This is a genomic window from Rhodococcus sp. IEGM 1370, from assembly GCF_033142325.1.
GTDB lineage: Bacteria > Actinomycetota > Actinomycetes > Mycobacteriales > Mycobacteriaceae > Rhodococcoides.
This window is the reverse complement of sequence record NZ_JAWLRY010000012.1, coordinates 1-16,008: the sequence shown is the minus strand read 5'-3', so window position 1 is coordinate 16,008 and position 16,008 is coordinate 1. Positions and strand designations below refer to the sequence as shown.

General features: G+C 64.5%; 13 protein-coding genes. 3 read left to right on the top strand and 10 right to left on the bottom strand.

The window, feature by feature from the left end; translation table 11 throughout:
* Positions 1-30: 30 nt before the first annotated feature.
* From R4P47_RS15610 to R4P47_RS15595, 4 genes are all read right to left on the bottom strand, one after another.
* Positions 31-669, bottom strand: a complete 639-nt coding sequence (locus R4P47_RS15610; protein WP_094721985.1) for a DUF6668 family protein — start codon at positions 667-669, stop codon at positions 31-33.
* A gap of 32 nt (positions 670-701) precedes the next feature.
* Positions 702-2,414, bottom strand: coding sequence for a cutinase family protein (locus tag R4P47_RS15605; RefSeq protein WP_317785120.1), 1,713 nt, complete (start codon positions 2,412-2,414; stop codon positions 702-704).
* Positions 2,415-2,419: 5 nt separating this feature from the next.
* The gene (locus R4P47_RS15600) at positions 2,420-3,319 is read right to left on the bottom strand and encodes a hypothetical protein (RefSeq protein WP_317785119.1); all 900 of its coding nucleotides are present in this window, start codon (positions 3,317-3,319) and stop codon (positions 2,420-2,422) included.
* Between the two features lie 91 nt (positions 3,320-3,410).
* Entirely contained in the window at positions 3,411-4,667 is a 1,257-nt protein-coding gene (locus R4P47_RS15595) for a hypothetical protein (protein WP_317785118.1), read from the bottom strand.
* 1,065 nt (positions 4,668-5,732) lie between these two features.
* Between R4P47_RS15595 and R4P47_RS15590 the strand changes: the two genes are divergently transcribed.
* A complete protein-coding gene (locus R4P47_RS15590; RefSeq protein ID WP_094685989.1) occupies positions 5,733-6,230 on the top strand; it encodes a helix-turn-helix transcriptional regulator in 498 nt (165 codons plus the stop codon).
* Between the two features lie 174 nt (positions 6,231-6,404).
* On the opposite strand, the gene R4P47_RS15585 is transcribed toward R4P47_RS15590, so the two are convergent.
* Positions 6,405-7,439: a GAF domain-containing protein gene (locus R4P47_RS15585; RefSeq protein ID WP_317785117.1), complete on the bottom strand. Its 1,035-nt coding sequence runs from the start codon at positions 7,437-7,439 to the stop codon at positions 6,405-6,407.
* Positions 7,440-7,480: 41 nt separating this feature from the next.
* Positions 7,481-8,866 (bottom strand): cytochrome P450, encoded by a 1,386-nt coding sequence (locus tag R4P47_RS15580; protein ID WP_317785116.1) that lies wholly within the window; start codon positions 8,864-8,866, stop codon positions 7,481-7,483.
* A gap of 212 nt (positions 8,867-9,078) precedes the next feature.
* Between R4P47_RS15580 and R4P47_RS15575 the strand changes: the two genes are divergently transcribed.
* Entirely contained in the window at positions 9,079-9,291 is a 213-nt protein-coding gene (locus R4P47_RS15575) for a hypothetical protein (RefSeq protein ID WP_032370879.1), read from the top strand.
* 296 nt (positions 9,292-9,587) lie between these two features.
* The gene (locus R4P47_RS15570) at positions 9,588-11,333 is read left to right on the top strand and encodes a bifunctional DNA primase/polymerase (RefSeq protein ID WP_317785115.1); all 1,746 of its coding nucleotides are present in this window, start codon (positions 9,588-9,590) and stop codon (positions 11,331-11,333) included.
* 204 nt (positions 11,334-11,537) lie between these two features.
* On the opposite strand, the gene R4P47_RS15565 is transcribed toward R4P47_RS15570, so the two are convergent.
* The 4 genes from R4P47_RS15565 to R4P47_RS15550 all read right to left on the bottom strand — a co-directional run.
* Positions 11,538-12,710: an ATP-binding protein gene (locus tag R4P47_RS15565; RefSeq protein WP_317785114.1), complete on the bottom strand. Its 1,173-nt coding sequence runs from the start codon at positions 12,708-12,710 to the stop codon at positions 11,538-11,540.
* 379 nt (positions 12,711-13,089) lie between these two features.
* On the bottom strand, positions 13,090-14,073 hold the full coding sequence (locus tag R4P47_RS15560; protein WP_317785193.1) for a hypothetical protein: 984 nt from the start codon (positions 14,071-14,073) through the stop codon (positions 13,090-13,092).
* A 535-nt stretch (positions 14,074-14,608) separates the two neighbouring features.
* Complete coding sequence (locus R4P47_RS15555) at positions 14,609-15,241, bottom strand: MBL fold metallo-hydrolase (RefSeq protein ID WP_317785113.1); 633 nt, start codon at positions 15,239-15,241, stop codon at positions 14,609-14,611.
* On the bottom strand, positions 15,238-16,008 hold a 771-nt coding region (locus tag R4P47_RS15550), incomplete at its 5' end, for a zinc-binding dehydrogenase (protein ID WP_317785112.1). The genes R4P47_RS15555 and R4P47_RS15550, both read right to left, overlap by 4 nt.

The following is a 16,008-nucleotide window of genomic DNA, read 5'->3' as shown; positions in this document are numbered from 1 at the left end:
CCTTAGGTGTTGGTGAAAGGTGGGTGTGGTTCAGTGGCCTGAGGCGATGCGGGCGGCGGTGAAGATTTCCCGTCCGATCACGGCGAGGTCGTGGTGTGGGCTGGTCGTAGAAGGGGCGGGAGCCCGCATCCGCCCGGGTGGGGGTGGGTCGGGTTCGGTGGGGGTCCAGATCGCGAGTTCGTTCTGTCTGTGGGTGCGCAGATCCTCGACGTACGGGACTCGCCACACCGCTGGTGCTGCGGAGGCGACGACGTCCGCCCATCGGCGCAGGGTCTTGGGGAGTGGGCCGGGGGCGTCGGGTACCAGGACCAGTCCGAGGAGAGTGCAGCCACCGGTCAGGCCGGCGGCCGATTGCAGGAGCAGGTCGTGCGCGGCGTCGAGGCCGGCGCGATCGGTGCGGCAGACGACGACGACATTGCGGTGCCGGTCGGCGGCGGGCCAGCCCCGGCGGGCATCGCCCGCCGGGGCCCAGATCTGGGCGAGTGTGCCTGCGCCGGAGCGCCCGTGAGCGGCGAGGAGCCACATCACGGGCGGGCGACCGTGGACTGCGACCGGGTCGTCGTGAATCGGTGCTCGGCGTTCGGGCGGCGGTGTCCGCAGCCCTGCCGGGGTGACCGACAAGTCGTCGTCTCGGTAATAGTCATGGTGCTCAGCTGGTTGTGCGGCCATCTCGGGCGCACCTCCTTCTCCGGCGTTCTCGGTCACCGAGTGGTGGTTGGTGAGACGGTGGTCGGCACAGCGGCAGAAACAGAGGGGGTCGTCGTGGTGGCCGCTGTGGTCGTCGTGGCGGTGCCGGTTGCTCCGACGGTGGCGTGGGCGGCGAGGATGCTTCCGGCACTGCGGACGGTGTCGGTGGTGGCGAACAGCGACGCGCCTTGTTTGATCACTGCCCCGACCTTGTCGGCGAGGCTCTGATCGCCGGTCAGGTCTGCGGCGAGCGCGACGATCCACCGCACGGTCAGCTCGACGGGGGTCTCACCCTTGGATCCGACCGGAACACTGTCGTAGGAGCCGTGTTTGGTTGCGGTGTTCCAGTACGAGGTGTCGGTGACGAGCTGCGCGAGACCGGCGTTCTCGTCGATGGTGTTCGACACTTCCTGGAACGCGACGTCGACGGCCGAGTCGATCGTCGCCGGGGGCACGAGCTTGACCGCCGAGGACAGCACTTTGGTGGCGAGTATGCCCAGAGCTGCGGGTGGGTTGGTGAGCCCGACGGTGGCGAGCTGGCCGATGGTCTCGGGGGTGATGACGTCCTTGGCGACGGTGATCGCCGCGCCGATAGCCATACCGGCGATCTTGGTGACCGCGCCGACCGCTTCGTCGATCATCTCGTCGGTCGAGGTGGCGGAGGGGTCGGAGTACTTCGCCATCTTCGACAGCACGGTCTCCGATGACGAGTTGACCTCGAATCGTCCAGCCTTGGAATCGAAGTCGATGTTGTCGTTGATCACCGACGCACCGGTCATCAGCGCGGTACGTCCGACGGCGGTGGAGACGTCGGTGAGGATCCGGACGGGGTCGCGGGTGTCCATCGAGGACTGTCCGGCGATGGAGGCAACGAGCTTGGCCGCGGGGGCGTCGATAGGGGTGTCGCACGCGAGATCGCCTGCGGTGCAGTACGAGGCGACCCGGTCGGAGACTGCGCCGAATCCGGCGATCTTCGGTGTCGGTGCGATACCGCCGCCTGCGGGGGCGGCTGCGGCGACGGCCGGGGCGAGTTGGACGGTGTCCACGGCTGCGCCGCTCGTTCCCGGTGCCGGAGCGGGGGTCGATCCCCCGCTGGCGATGACGTCTTCGCCTTCGGCGCGGGTGGGGTCGGAGAACAGTGCTGCGCCGGCGAAGTGCTCGGCGTCGACGGGTCCGGTTCCTGCTCCGATTTCGCGGGTGACCTGGGAGGCGACCTCGCCGCCCTGGGAGTAGCCGGAGAGGAAGACCTTCGTGCCGGGGCAGCGTTCGGCGATGTCGGAGATCATCTTGGTGGTGTTCTCGACGCCGATGTCGACGGACTGGGCGTACGGAACGGCGGAGCGGTCCCCTGGCTTGCCGCCGAAACTTGCCGGGTACGGGACGTAGCTGCGTTCTAGAGCGGGCCCGTCACCGGAGTTCGCATCGCGCATTGCGGGCACGGTCAGCCGGGAGAAGAAGCCGGAATCGGCGTCGGGAGAGGAGTTCTCGTCGATCTCGGTGGTACCGGGGACCACCACGAGATGCAGCACCGGGCAGTCCCCGCTGTCAGTGTCCGGTGGGGTGGGTGTCGCGGACGGCTGCGCGGCCGCGACACCGCTCGCGGAGACCACGATGGTCACTGCGGCGGTGGCGGCGAGCAGGCGCACGGTCAGGCGGCGAACCTGGTCGATGGGTGTGTGCACGGCTTCTCTCTTCTTCGGTGGGATCCAGCGGATGTGCCTGGTCATGGGGGTCAGCGGGAGACGATGGCGGAGATGAGCGTCGTGCCGTCCTGCTGCTTGGTGGTAGTGATCCGTTGGCGACTCATGCGCCCGTCGATGCCGGGCCCGCGCTCGACGACGGTGACGTCGTAGATCCCGGCGTCGATCGGGTCGGCCAGGACACAGAACTCGATATCGGGTTCGAGCTGGTCGATCCCTGACTGGAGGCGCTGCGCGGACGCCATCACCGCATCGGGTGCACCTGCGGCGCGGGCAGCGGCCCCGTCGCGGTCGAAGTAGAAGGCCTTCTCGAACCGCCAGATCGCCACCGCACCGGGGTCGTCACTGTCTTCGGTGACCGGGTCACCGTCAGCCTGGCCCCGGCACCAGGTGACATCGGCTGCGGCCGCACCGGCCGCCGCAGGAGCGGTCGAGGTCGGAGCTGCTGTGGTGGTGACGATCTCGTCGGGAAGCAGTACGGGCGTTGGTTGCGGTTCGTCGCCGAATCCGGTGAGCACCAGCCCGGCTCCCACTACTCCACCGATCAGGACCGCGAGTGCGGTCGTGACGGCGACGGCGGAGCGGTGGCGTCGCCACCATGACTGTGGAGCCGGTCTGGGTGCGGTGTAGGGGCCTCCAGCGCGAAGTAGAGAGGTCCGTTCGTCGAAGGAGCCGTATGCATCCGTTGGCTGGGATGCGGGGCCACGGTCAGGGTGGTCCACAGCGATGTCGTCGGTAGGGTGCTCGACGAACCAGTCGTCGTCCGGATCGGTGTCGGCGGACTGGTGCTCGGTCAGTACTGTCAGTCTGCGCTCGGTTGGATGGTCGGAAGCTGCTGCGGCAGTCTCGGTCTCGGCAACGACCGGGTCGGCGAACCAGTCGTCGGTGCCGTGGTGGGTGTCGGCGTCGGTGGTGCGGTCTCGAGGTGCCACAACAGGCCTTTCCAAGGGTCGAGGTGAGGAACGAACGGGGTCGAACCTCCGGATACAGCCCGGCCACCAGAGGTCGGGCTGCACCCGGAGGTCAGATCGCGAGGTTCAGACCCGCCAGTGCTGCTTTCGCCTGGTCGAGAACGGGCGCGGCGGCGGTGTTGACCGCCGCTACGGTGTCCGCCACGGCAGGCTGCTCGAGCACCGTCGAGGTGAACTGTTGGACCTGCTCGTAGGCGGGTTCGGTCCACCCCTGGACCGCCGTGGCGGCCTGGTCGACGTCGGCCGGGGCGAGGTTGAGGCTGCCCTGGATCTGGTCGACGGTGGTGTCGATGGCGTTCTGCACGCTGGGGGAATCGACGGTCAGGGGTGCAGCAGGGGCCGCCGGAATGCTTTCGGGTGCCGGAAGCGGTGCGGGTTCTTCGATGAGCTGCTGCTCGCCGCCGAGGACGGTGGCACCGAGGATGCCGCCGATGACTGCACCTGTGCCGGTCAGGCCCAGCACGATCGGTGCCGAGAGGGCAGCGCCGACTCCTGCGCCTGCGAGTGCGGCTGCGCCGGGGATGAAGACCCATCCGACCGGTCCGCCCCAGACGATGGCTCCGGTGCCGGTGGTGGCTGCGACGCCGAGTCCGCCGCCGATGGCGGCTGCGGTGCCGGTGATCACTGCGGCAGGGGCCACGGAAGCGGCAAGGCCGACAGCGCCGCCTGCGACGACGCCGGTGATGGTGCCCGCCGCGATACGGTCGGCGCGGGATGCGTCGGCGAATCCGTTGTCCACGAGCCAGTTTCCGCCGTCTGCCTGGATTGCGGCTCCGGTGTTGTTGAACTGCTCGACCAGGTTCGGGTCGAGCAGGTTCGGGTCGTACGGCACGAGCTCGCCGCCGACGAGGACGTAACCCTCGGGTGCGTCGATCGGTGCAATGACCTTGCGCTGCACAGTCGGAACCGGCGGCGGGGGCGGCGGGGCCGCCTGCAAGGCGGGCGGTGCGTCGGTCGGCGCGGCCTGCGGCGCGGGAGCAGGCTCGTAGTAGGTGTTCTGGTACGAGGACTGCTGGTTGCCGGACCGGTAGTCGTCGTAGCTACGCCACTGGGACTGCTGCACCTGAGGTGAGGCCTGGTAGCCGGGCAGGAACTGGCGTTCCTGGGTCGGGGCCGGCGGCGGCGCGACGGGGGTGGTGTCGGTAGTTCCGGACTGGGCGGTGTCGGGTGCGGTCACGAAGTCCTGCGGTGCCGCGTGTGCGGTTGCGGTGCCCCATACCAGTGCGACGGCGACGGGCACGGCAGTGAGAACGAGTGCCCGTTCTCTGCGGCGGCGGTGACGTCCGCCAATTCCTTGCTGGGGAGACATGTGTGGTGGTGCCTTTCGTAAGTCGCTGCGATGCAGCGGTGTCGGGCGGGTGTGACAGGAGTGGTTGATGGTGGAACCACCACCGTCCGCGCTGGGAGAACGACCGAAAACGAGGGTCAGCCTTCGGGTGATCCCCCAGCGCGGACGATGGGTGATGCCTTGGGAGTGGATGCCAGCGTGCGTCCGTTGCACGCTGGCATCCACGAGCGCTCAGCCCAGCAGGCCGAGCCAGAACCAAAGCTGCGAGAAGATCCAAGGCATCGGTCGTATTCCTTTCTGTCAGTGGAGTTGTGGAATGTGGTCGATGTCCCGGCGGGGTCGCGCAGTTCGGCACACGATGAGGTCGAAGCGTCACCACGCGACCCTCACGCCGGTCCACCAACTGAGGGGCTACACGGGAGCCTCAGTGCAGTGAGTTCGCCGCGTAGACCCTCGCGACTGACGCCTCTTCAGGCGTCAGTCGAGATTGAGGGGGACTAGGCCACGTGGCTGAACAGCGGAGACCGTGGAAGTGGTTCCAGGAACGTCGCATTGGCGTCAGTCCATTCACCAATCACCGCGCCCGTCTCTTCGCAGAGCAGCCTGTGGTGACTGTGGTGGGGCACGGCTGGGAGCGAACACACGGCCAGGCCCGCAACACGGTCGTTGACCGAGGGACAGAGGGCGGTGCCGGGATTGCAGGTGGAGCCCGGATGTAACGTTCGCGGTTGCGCGACAGATGTCATAGGTGTCTCCGATCCGATTGCGGTTCTGCTAGATCCGCATAGGCTGGGAGAGCCCCTGCGGATACAAGTTGGGCCCGATATTGGGGCTTTGTTCTGTAGGTGGAGGGGACTCCGGATGCGTTTCGGGACGACCAATCACGGCGCATCTGGAGTCTGCTAATTCGAGTCAATCTGTGCCAGTTGGCTTCTCGCTTCCTTTGGCGTATCAGTGATGCGTAGACGCTGCGGTTGATGCGGTGTGCGCCTGTAAGCCGAATCTTGCTCTGTCGACGCCCAGGGGCGAACCGCAATCGCATCGTCTAAACAACTGTGTCTATACACTAGCATCGAAACATGCTTTATGTGCTACCGAATTGGGACAAGTGGCATCGTGTCCTCTCGTGAGGTTCCATCGGTGAGGCGTCGGTTGCGTGGTTTCGCACCTGACAAGCTGCGGGCACGACGAATTGAACTCAAGCTGAGTGGTGCCGAGGTTGCGCGCGTTCTCGGAGTGGCTTTGACGACGTACTCACAGTGGGAGCGAGGCCAGTCCCATCCCCGCATAGACACTCTTGCTCGATGCGCTAAGGAATTCGGCAGCGAGATCAGCGATTTCGTCTCAGTGCCGGAGGACGAGGAATACCTCGGTGATCTGCGAATATCCAGGGGGCTGACCCAAGGGATGCTCGCGAGCGAAATCGGCGTCAGTAGCCAGTACATCGGGGCGCTCGAGCGCGGGCAGAGCAAGCTGAGCGCGCCGGCCGCCCGCCAGATAGCGGAAGCGCTGGGGTACCCGGCGCAACGGGTCAGCGAGGCATACGAGCGTGTGCGGAAGCGGCCACGGGGCGAACCGGCCTGACTGGGGACCTGACTCTGGATCGACATTCTGGCTCCAAGACGCGTGCTTGTTAGCCACGTGAAATGTGTTCCACGTGGTGCTCAAAGGCTGCGTCTGAGGGCCATGCGGCCGACAGGAAATCTTCAACTCTTCGGGAAGAGCGGAAGGTGCCGAGGGCGAAGCTATCACGATCAGTTACGTAGTGGGAACCTCGAGCACCTGCTCGGAAGGTTGTAGCGCGGGGAGCACCGCAAGGACCAGCCGGTCACCAAGCTGTCCAGGGTAGGGCCGTAGTTCGAGTCGGGTTTGCTGCCACTTCCAGCCGGTCGCGTCGCCGCCGTCGATTGCACGGACGCGGACATCAGCTGACACAGGTGACGCATCGTGAGTCCACTTTTCTAGAGCATCCGACAGTGTCGCTCGGTCGTCGTCGTGCAACACGCCGCAGCCGCTCGTGAGGTCACGCCATTTCACCCAGGTTGGAGCTTCCGGTAACCACATCGTCAAAATCCCGGTTCGGCCGTCGAATACAGCGATGCGTGTGCCACCGCTCTCGAGGCCGCTCGGCATTCCCAGCTCAGCCAACGTCGGCTTGTCGGGTTCCGTTGCATCTGTCACGTCGTGCCATAGCAGCCTGAGGCCGACGTTGGGAGGGTCAGTTCTCCCCCTCCCCCAGCAATGCCAACGCATGATTCGGCCATCTGCGTGGAGAACGGACATCGGGCCCTCCCACTTCTGACCGTGGGTAGGGACCAGCGCCTGGGCGAACAACTCCTCGGACCCATCGAATTTGACGGCCTTGGCGTTGTACTCAGCCGGGGTTCGTTCCGGCACGTGATCAGCAGCAGAGACGCCGGACATCGCGGAAGCCTCGACCGTCTGCTCGATGACGGTGCGTTCGAGTAGCCAGGCTATTCCGGAAACGATGCGCACAGGATCGGGTTCGACCTCCGGGTCCCCCACCCAGACCTGTATGCCGTGGGTTTCCCCTGACGGCCCCAGAACTGGTACTGCGCGAATGCGAGCTTCACGCCGACGGCCTTTGAAGAGCACATCTTGCTCGGCGCAAGAACTGCGTGTGAGTTCCAGAAAACCATGCAGATCGAACTCAGGCCCAGGTGACAAGCGATCGATTTTGGTCCAATCTCGGACCTTCCCCCCAGTACTGATGACTGTCATCTGTCCTGGAACCAAGGTTTCCACCAGGTGCCAGCTATTCACGATGTCCACAGGTTCCCCTTCCTGATCGACCTAGACCGACGACGGTACAGTCACGGCCGCCGCGAAACAGAAAGTCTGACGCCATGTGGCCTCATTGTCACGGCTTCTCGCACGTCGAGCTGGTAATCGGGGTCTGCCCGAATCTCGTACCGACGAGCGATGGACGCCAACGCAAGCACCGCCTCGTGTAAGGCGAATTGGCGACCGATACACGCTCGCAGACCAGTACCCCAAGGCTTGTATATACGGCGGTTGGTGTCGCTGGCCTGCCCTGTGGCGAACCGGTCGGGGTCGAAGGTGTGTGCCTCTGGCCCCCACTCCGGTGAGCGATGCAGCTGTGGAAGGAGAACAAAAACCCATCCCTCGGGCACCTCATACCCGCCCAGCGAAGTTGCTCCGCGCTCACGTGCCTTGCGGAAGTAACCGGGTGCAGCGGGCCACAGGCGGAGAGTTTCGTCGACGACATGTCGTGTCCGTCGCAGCTTGGGCACATTCTCGAACTCGATGTCGGTGCCATCAGGAGCGACGGCATCGACTTCGGCCCGTATCCGCTGCATCTCATCGGGCCGGGTGCTCAGGAAATGCAACGCAAAGGCGATGGTCGATGCTGTTGTCTCGTTCCCCGCGATTAAAAAAGTGATGATCTGATTCCGGATGTTCTCCAGTGTCAGTCTCTCGCCCGTATCGGGGTCTGACGTATTGAGCATATGTTCGAGCAGATCCGGAGACGTTTTGCTGGAATCAGGCTGGGCCATTCGCTGTTCGATCAGGGAGTCCACAGTGTGGCGTATGAACTGGAGGTCCTCATCGTGCTGCCTCGTCGCCCTTCGTCCTAAGACAGAGCGGATGATCGGCACATCGTTCGATGACTTGTTCACATAGTGAAGGACGCGAGCGATGGCGTCCGCAAAGGGTACGGGCTGGCGAAACGAGCCGAAATCATGCGACAGGGCGCAACGCCCAATCACGTCGAAGGTCAGTTTGGAGCACTCGTCGTAGGCGTCTACCGGACCCGATCCGCTATCCCACGAGGTCAGAAGTTCGTTGACTGATTCCTGCATGGCGTCGTGGTAACCGCGCATGGCCCCTTTGCTGAACGCCGGCCCCAGCACAGCATGCGCGCGATGCCAGTTCGGCTCCGAGTTGAACGCAGTGAACAGACCGTCTTCGCCGATGGCGCGTAGCTTGCGATGTGGCAGGGCAAGAAATTTTGCCCAGTACTTCTCGTCGTTCACTTCCGCGACAAGCTCCGGGTCCGAGACCACCACGAGCCGGTGACCAAAAATCTTGCGTTCGTAGATCCCCCCGAGCTCAGAGGCCATCGCCATCTCTTTTTGAACAGGCTTGGCCGTATCGAGGCCAACGATGTCTCCGGCAAACGGCAGTCGGTAACGCGGGTGAGGCAGAGTCTTCGAGATGGTGTGGGCGATCTCCATGCCAGATAGTGTCCCCCACGTCGACAGACACTGGTCGACGGCCATTATGTGACGCCTGCTGCGAGTGCGGACCGGTCAACGCATGAAGACGTTTGAATGACAGAGGTGTAATTCCTGATGACTTTCTCGGCGTGTCTCAACGCTTCGAAAATGATTCTGGTTCAGGATAGACACCGGTTGGGACCGCGGAAGTAGACGAAGGAGGCCGTGCCATGCCGATGCCCAGTAAGGGTGACCGGACGTCGCTGACTGTCCGACTGCCGTCGGAGCTGATTGACACGCTCAAGGCGCAGCGAAGCTCGGCTGGCGCGACATCTCTGAGTCAATACGTCGCTGATCTGATCGCGATTGCCAGCGACCGCGAAGATCTTGCGCGCGAACTAAATCGCGCGCATGAACAGGGGGTACTGCCCTTGACTGCGTAGCCGTCTCGACCTGAATCGACATTCGGGTCTTAGTCCAACTAAATCTACGCAGCACCTTGAAATGACAAAAACCCCCGGCGTGCGGGCCGAGGGCTTCTGAAGTCAGAGAAGCGAGTGACTAGCTCGCAACTCGTTCTGTGGTGCTCTTCCCCGAAGGGACTGTCTTGGCGGACATGTCTCAGGGTACATCGTGCCCTGAAGTAGGTACAAGATTGAATGCTCGTGTCGTCCATCCGGATGCGACTGCGGACCGGCTGTGGCATCGATTCGCACCGGCCATTGCTGCCCGCCGATCGATGAGGCTATACGACCCGACGACGCGTAAATACGTGTCCGCGGGGCCGCTGACGGTCAAAAGGCCGGCACTGCCAGCAGCTGTGCCGTTGTTCTCACGTGGGCGCGCCGGCGTCGTTGCCTTGGACTTCGACACCAAACACCACGGCCACGCCTCCGTTGCCGCTGACGTGACGCGTCTGCAGGCGTGGTTGTCCGACTGCGGTGGCCGCGCAGTAGTCGACGAATCGACCAGCGGCGGCCGACACGTGCTGATACCACTGGCACCGGGAAAAACGGTCACCGCCGACGAGATCCGGCCGTTGTTGCGCCTTCTCTCAGCGCGACTTCCCACGTTGGACATCACACCGATGACCAACCACAAAAGCGGATGCATCACCGTGCCGGGCTCGCAGTGCAAAGAAGGTGGCTACCGCACTCTCGTCGACCTCGACCCTGCGGCAGCGTCCGACATCCTGACCGTCGGGTCCGATGCCGGCACACTCCAGCGGCTCGAAGCACTGCTCGGAGGAACGGGCCGCACGGTCACCAGCCCGATCGACGCCCACATCCGAGCCGAGACGTCGGCAGAACGCGTCCTCGGCAGTAGTGATGACGCTCGGTTGCATCCGCGTTTCTGCCGCTCCGCCCCGCCGCCGCGCTGCGTCCTCGACTTCGCCCGCACCGGCCGCATCGACACCCGCCGCTGGCCCTCACGCTCGGAAGCACGCCAGTCCGTCATCACCCACGCCGTCCTCTCTGGTGCCAGCACCGCCGACATCCTGACCCGCGTCTCCGGACCTGCCTGGGCGGGTGTGCGTGCCGCGTACGCCCGCTACGCCGAACCCGAACGCGCTATCCGCCGCGACGCTGCCCGCGCTCTCGACTGGGCCGCATCCACCCTTCCCGATCCAGTCCGGGATACCGGGCACAAGCAAAAGCACACAGGGGGTACCTACGATCCGGTACTTCGTTCATGGCTTACCCACGCTCAAACCTGGGTCGCTTCTGAGTTTCTTCATCGGCGAGATCGATGGACTACTCATGCAGTCGTTCAAGCCTTGGCGTGGGCTGCGGCAGTGTCAGGGCAGATAGTCGAAGGTGTTCCCACTGTCGGTGTCGGCGGGCGGTCACTGTCCATCGCCGCCGGCATGCTCCCGGAAACTACGGTGTGGTCAGTTCTGGAGCGGCTGCGGGACATGGAGGGCTCCCCGGTGTTGCTGATCGAGCGTGGGGTAGGTCAGAACCCCGACCGGTACGCATTGGTACCTACATACGCGGGACGAGCGACATGGATCGACACTTCGTCAGGGCCAGCAGAGGTCGAGTCCGTACATCCGGCGTGGAGCGTTATCGGCTGGCGTCACCGCGTCCTCTACGACGCAGTCGTCGCCGCAGCAGAACCCCTCACGCCGGACGAGTTGTTCACCGCAATCGGGGTCGGACGCACCAGCGGATACGAGGCCCTGTTGGATCTGCGCGTCGCCGGTCTACTGACGGTCGAGAACGCCCACATCGGTGTCGGGCCGGTCGAACTCGACGACATCGGCCATCGTCACGGCCTCACATCGGCCGTTCGTGCCCGCATCGTGCGCCACCGCGCCGAACGCATCGTCTGGCGAGAATGGCTCGCAGCGCGGGAGGAGGCACGCACCCCGCCCGAGCCGGATCGGGCGTTGTTCGCGATTGCTGACGATCACCCGGCCGACCCGCCCGATCACGACTACATCCTCGCCGTGATGGATACCGGCCCACCAGACCCGTTCTAACGCATTTGTATACCGGTCACCCATCTACGGCAGACCGTGAGCGCCGGGCTTTTTAGCATCGCTTGCTCTCACCCGCCCACCGCGCGGTTGCACGCTGCAGTGGTGGACCGAACTGGATTCGTACACCGACGTCGCTGTGTGATGCCGGTGCTGCACAACCCGTCTACATGCTCGATTCGACCCAGTCCGACGTTCGTGTCGAGATCAGATGATCGGTGCGTTGGGTTGGCGGCGGATGAAGTCCGCCATCCCGGGGACGGTGAAGGCAACCAGGCCGCGGGCCGGGGACCAGATGAGACCTTTGCGTATGCAGGAGTCACGGTGCGGTGCCATCGACTGCGGGTTCGACCCGAGGGCCTCGGCGAGGGCTGCCGTCCGCGGAGTATCGGTTCCGCTGCGTGCAATGGCAACCAAATAGCGCTTTTCTGCTTCGGTGGCCCGTAGCCACCTCGAACTGTAGAAGCCGGAATCGAGCGAAGCGTGGCCGGTGTCCACGGCGTCCTCGGCGTCGGCCAGTGTGAACGGGGACTGTTGGGCAGCCTGCCAGAGCTCGTGACCGAACACCTGAAGAAAGTACGGGTATCCGTCGCTCGCCGCGACGACGTAGTCGGTCGCTTCGACAGAGATGGCCTGGTTCAGCCTGGTGATGGGTGTGACGATCGCATCGCGAGCCTGATCGTCGGCGAGCGGACCGATGGTCCTGTAGTCGAACTGACGCTCGGCGTACGACCGCGCATCGGCCAACGCTTGCGCGAGGTTGGGCAGGCCTGCGCCACATACGAAAAACGGCCATTCACGCTGAGCTGCACGGTGCTGGGTAGCCAGGATCACCTGCAGGAGCGCCGGCTCGAGTTCCTGCATCTCGTCGATGAACAGCCCCAGTGCGGTTCCGTCCTTGCGGAGTTCCTCGGTGAGATCTTCGACGAGGTCCTCGAATTCGACCCCCAGGGTCGGCTTCTCGGTACCGGATGAGCGAGCGAGTTCGACGCCGACACCGAACGCGGTGGCGGACACCGAGAACTCTTCGGTCAGCTGCCGGATCTTGTTCGCTACCGGGCCGGCGAACTGACGACGACGGACAGCGCGTGAGATATCTTTCGCGATGCGCCGTCTCAGGGCTTCGGCACCTTCCACACTGGTCTGGGCTTCGACCTCGACCACCACCCAATTGTGGCGGCGAGCCTGGTCCGCCATGGTCGCCAGGAGAGTGGTCTTGCCGACCCCCCGAAGTCCCTGCAGCATCAAACCGCGGTCGTAGCGCCGCTGTTTCGCCCGCGCGATCAACAAGTCGAAACGTTCGAGCTCGGCGGTGCGTCCAACGAGTTCGGGTGGCCGGGTGCCAGACCCTGGTGTGAAGGGGTTCAGTCCGTACTCCATGCCAATAGACTATCGGATCGTATGCATGTGTATTAGAAAAACTCTTATATTTGTGAATACAATCTGATAGGACGAACGGCTCGGCGGAGATCGAGGCGCTCTACGTGAACAAGCCGACCCGGCGCGGAAGGAGTGCAGCGACACCTTTGCGCGTCGATGCCGGCTGATCGGCGGAGATTCGCTACAGCACCGTCAAGAGATATTGACGATTCATGGGATGTCGAGCCTGAGCCCGTAGGCACACGTCATCCGTCGCCGTCGCCGTCGTCGAGCTCAGGCGCTCGGCTCTCATCGTGGTGACGGGGCCTGTATCGGATTCCTGCGTGGATCAGTTGCGCGTCGGGTGGGTCTCGATGCGCCGGATCTCGAGCCGGCCGTGTCAGGTGCTTCTGCAGCTGGCGGATGAGTCGAGGAGTTGCAGGGTGCGTTCGAGGAGTTGCTCGATGCGGTCCTCGACGTCGTCGACCATGTCCGGTACATCGGCCAACGCCGTGTGGGCGCGGCGACGTGCCTCGACACCCGAGCGGTAGTACCCGGAGTCGAGCTCCGCAAGTACCGGCTCCGGCGCGGCGATCGGGTCACTCCGATCGGTATCGTCGGACGGTCTGATGGTGGGGCGACGCGGGGTGTGCAGTGGAGAAGCACCGGTGCGGTGCCCCGTGATCACCGCTCCGACCTCAGCGGCTGTCATCGCTGTGACCGGTAAGGGCAGGTGGCCCCACCGGTCGATCGGCACCGCGACCGGACCCGGGCAGTGAGGTAACGCGGTCATATCGGGAAGCGTGTTGCGCTGCAGATGTTCTGCCAGCAGCGTCGTCGACGGGTAGCGGTCGGAGAATTGTAGGACCGTGCGCCATCTGTTCCATATCAGCGCTGGCTCGAATTCGGTGACGTGGTCGGGGGCTATGCGGATCCGGTGCCTGCCCTCGATCCACACAGTGTCGCCGTCGGTGGTGATGTCTGTGCGGTCCAGTTCTGCAATAGCCCTGTAGGACAAGCCCGCTCCGGCAAAAACGAGAAGAACGGCGTCGCGTCGGCCGAACAGTGCAGCAGTTGATCCGGAGGTCGGCAGTCCAGCCGCGATGACCTGGTCCTGCGCAGCACGCCGAGTCGTTCGGTCCCTACGTGCCGAATCCAGTGCGATCCGGAGCGAGGTGATGCGTCCGGGAGCGGGCTGGCCGGCGTCGAGGTGAGCGCGGTTGATTGCGGAAACCCGACGCAACTGAACCGCGTCGCCGGCGGGGTTCTCGGCCAAGAATTCGGCCAGCGTGACCGGCGAGGCGGGTAGCGCCTCGACGTCGGCCGCGGCGCACCAGTCGACGAACAGCGACCACTGGTAGCTGTAACCGCTCACCGTGCTCATTCTCGGTGTCACAGATGCGACGGTACCGGGCTGAAAGGCCGACCGGATCGGGCACAGTCGCTGCGGGCGCTTGCCGCGAACCTGAAGCGTCTGCGGGTTGACGGGTGTCACTGGCGACGGTCGATGGCGCAATTACACCACCGGTCAGCGTGGTCACGATCGAACCAATTCATGTCCGCACCGCCTCAGGAGCGCGGCAATCGCTCGTTACGGCTGCGCCAACGCGCGTTGGTGCAAGCGACATTCGCCGACGAGGGCCGTCTCGAATCATGTTGCGCCACAATCCCATAGACTGGGAAAAGCATATCCGGGAACTGTCCATTCTTTGATTCGGAGATCCGGCGGTTCTGGGCGGGTGACGATCTGATCAAACCTGTCCCGTCGGTTCACCCACGGCGACGACGGACACCCGTTTATACGATCAACAGGTCGCGTGGTTGGCCACCCAGTGCTCCAAGAAGGCGCTCACCGACTGGAAAGGAGTCGCCGCCCATCGCTGCTTCCGGCGACCTCTATCCCTCCGACTGCAACCGCGTCAGCTTTCCCGTTGAATCCATTCTTCGAGGTGCGGGGACTCGTCCCCGATACTCGTTCCGTCTCCGTGCCCGGTGTTGACCCGGGTCTCGGCGGGCAACGCGAACAACCGATCCCGGATCGAGCCGATGATCGTCGGGAAATCCGAATACGACCGCCCCGTCGCCCCGGGCCCACCGGAGAACAACGTGTCCCCCGAGAACAACTGACCGGCCTCGGGCAGATACAGACAACTCGACCCCGGCGAATGACCGGGAGTATGCAACGCCACGATCTCCGTCCCCGCGACCGAGATCCGCTGACCGTCCTCGAGCACCGAATGCCCGATGCCCGGATGCGTCTGCTCCCACAACACATCATCGGCCGGATGCAACAGAATCGGCGCATCCAACTCCCCCGACAACTGCGGCGCGACCGTCACATGATCGTTGTGACCATGCGTACACACGATCGCCCGCACGTGCCGACCGGCGACCGCATCGACGATCGGACCGGCCGTATGCGCAGCATCGACGATCACCACCTCGTCGTCGTCACCGACCAACCAGATGTTGTTGTCGACCTCCCACTCGCCACCATCGAGCGCGAACGTCCCCGACGTGACGACCTTCTCGACCCGCAACTGCCCGCTCACAGGACCACCACCGAACGCAGCACCGTGCCCTGATGCATCTTCTCGAACGCCCCCTCGATATCACCCAGACCGATCCGTTCGGTCACGAACTTCTCGAGCGGCAACCGGCCCTGCTCGTACAGATCGACCAACATCGGAAAATCACGCTCCGGCAGACAATCGCCGTACCACGACGACTTCAACGACCCACCCCGGGAAAAGAAATCGATCAACGGCATCTCCACCGTCATCTCCGGCGTCGGCACCCCGACGAGGACGACCGTCCCGGCGAGATCGCGGGCGTAGAACGCCTGCTTCCAGGTTTCCGGGCGGCCGACGGCATCGATGACCACATCGGCCCCGAACCCACCGGTGAGCTCCTGGATGGCCTCGACCGCATCGACCTGCGAGGCATCGACAGTGTGGGTGGCCCCGAGTTCGAGAGCCCAGTCGAGTTTTTTCTTGTCGCGGTCGACGGCGATGATCGTCGACGCCCCCGCCAGGCGGGCCCCGGCGATCGCAGCATCACCGACACCGCCGCACCCGATCACGGCGACGGAATCCCCGCGGGAAACGTTCCCGGTGTTCATCGCCGCACCGAGCCCGGCCATCACCCCGCACCCGAGCAACCCCACCACCGCCGGATCGGAGTCCGGGTCGACCTTGGTGCACTGTCCTTCGTGGACGAGGGTCTTGTCGGCGAACGCCCCGATCCGGGACTGTCTGAATAACGGTTGATCCGGTCCTTGGTTCGACACGCCGAGCTCAGCTTGGTGGGAAGGATCGAC

What these genes read in the sequence shown, in the direction of transcription:
- R4P47_RS15570 (WP_317785115.1), top strand. Translation starts at nt 9,588, where the DNA reads ATGAGGCTATACGACCCGACGACGCGTAAATACGTGTCCGCGGGGCCG.
- R4P47_RS15590 (WP_094685989.1), top strand. Translation starts at nt 5,733, where the DNA reads ATGTGCTACCGAATTGGGACAAGTGGCATCGTGTCCTCTCGTGAGGTT.
- R4P47_RS15580 (WP_317785116.1), bottom strand. Translation starts at nt 8,866, where the DNA reads ATGGAGATCGCCCACACCATCTCGAAGACTCTGCCTCACCCGCGTTAC.
- R4P47_RS15560 (WP_317785193.1), bottom strand. Translation starts at nt 14,073, where the DNA reads ATGAGCACGGTGAGCGGTTACAGCTACCAGTGGTCGCTGTTCGTCGAC.
- R4P47_RS15610 (WP_094721985.1), bottom strand. Translation starts at nt 669, where the DNA reads ATGGCCGCACAACCAGCTGAGCACCATGACTATTACCGAGACGACGAC.
- R4P47_RS15595 (WP_317785118.1), bottom strand. Translation starts at nt 4,667, where the DNA reads ATGTCTCCCCAGCAAGGAATTGGCGGACGTCACCGCCGCCGCAGAGAA.
- R4P47_RS15575 (WP_032370879.1), top strand. Translation starts at nt 9,079, where the DNA reads ATGCCGATGCCCAGTAAGGGTGACCGGACGTCGCTGACTGTCCGACTG.
- R4P47_RS15605 (WP_317785120.1), bottom strand. Translation starts at nt 2,414, where the DNA reads ATGACCAGGCACATCCGCTGGATCCCACCGAAGAAGAGAGAAGCCGTG.
- R4P47_RS15565 (WP_317785114.1), bottom strand. Translation starts at nt 12,710, where the DNA reads ATGGAGTACGGACTGAACCCCTTCACACCAGGGTCTGGCACCCGGCCA.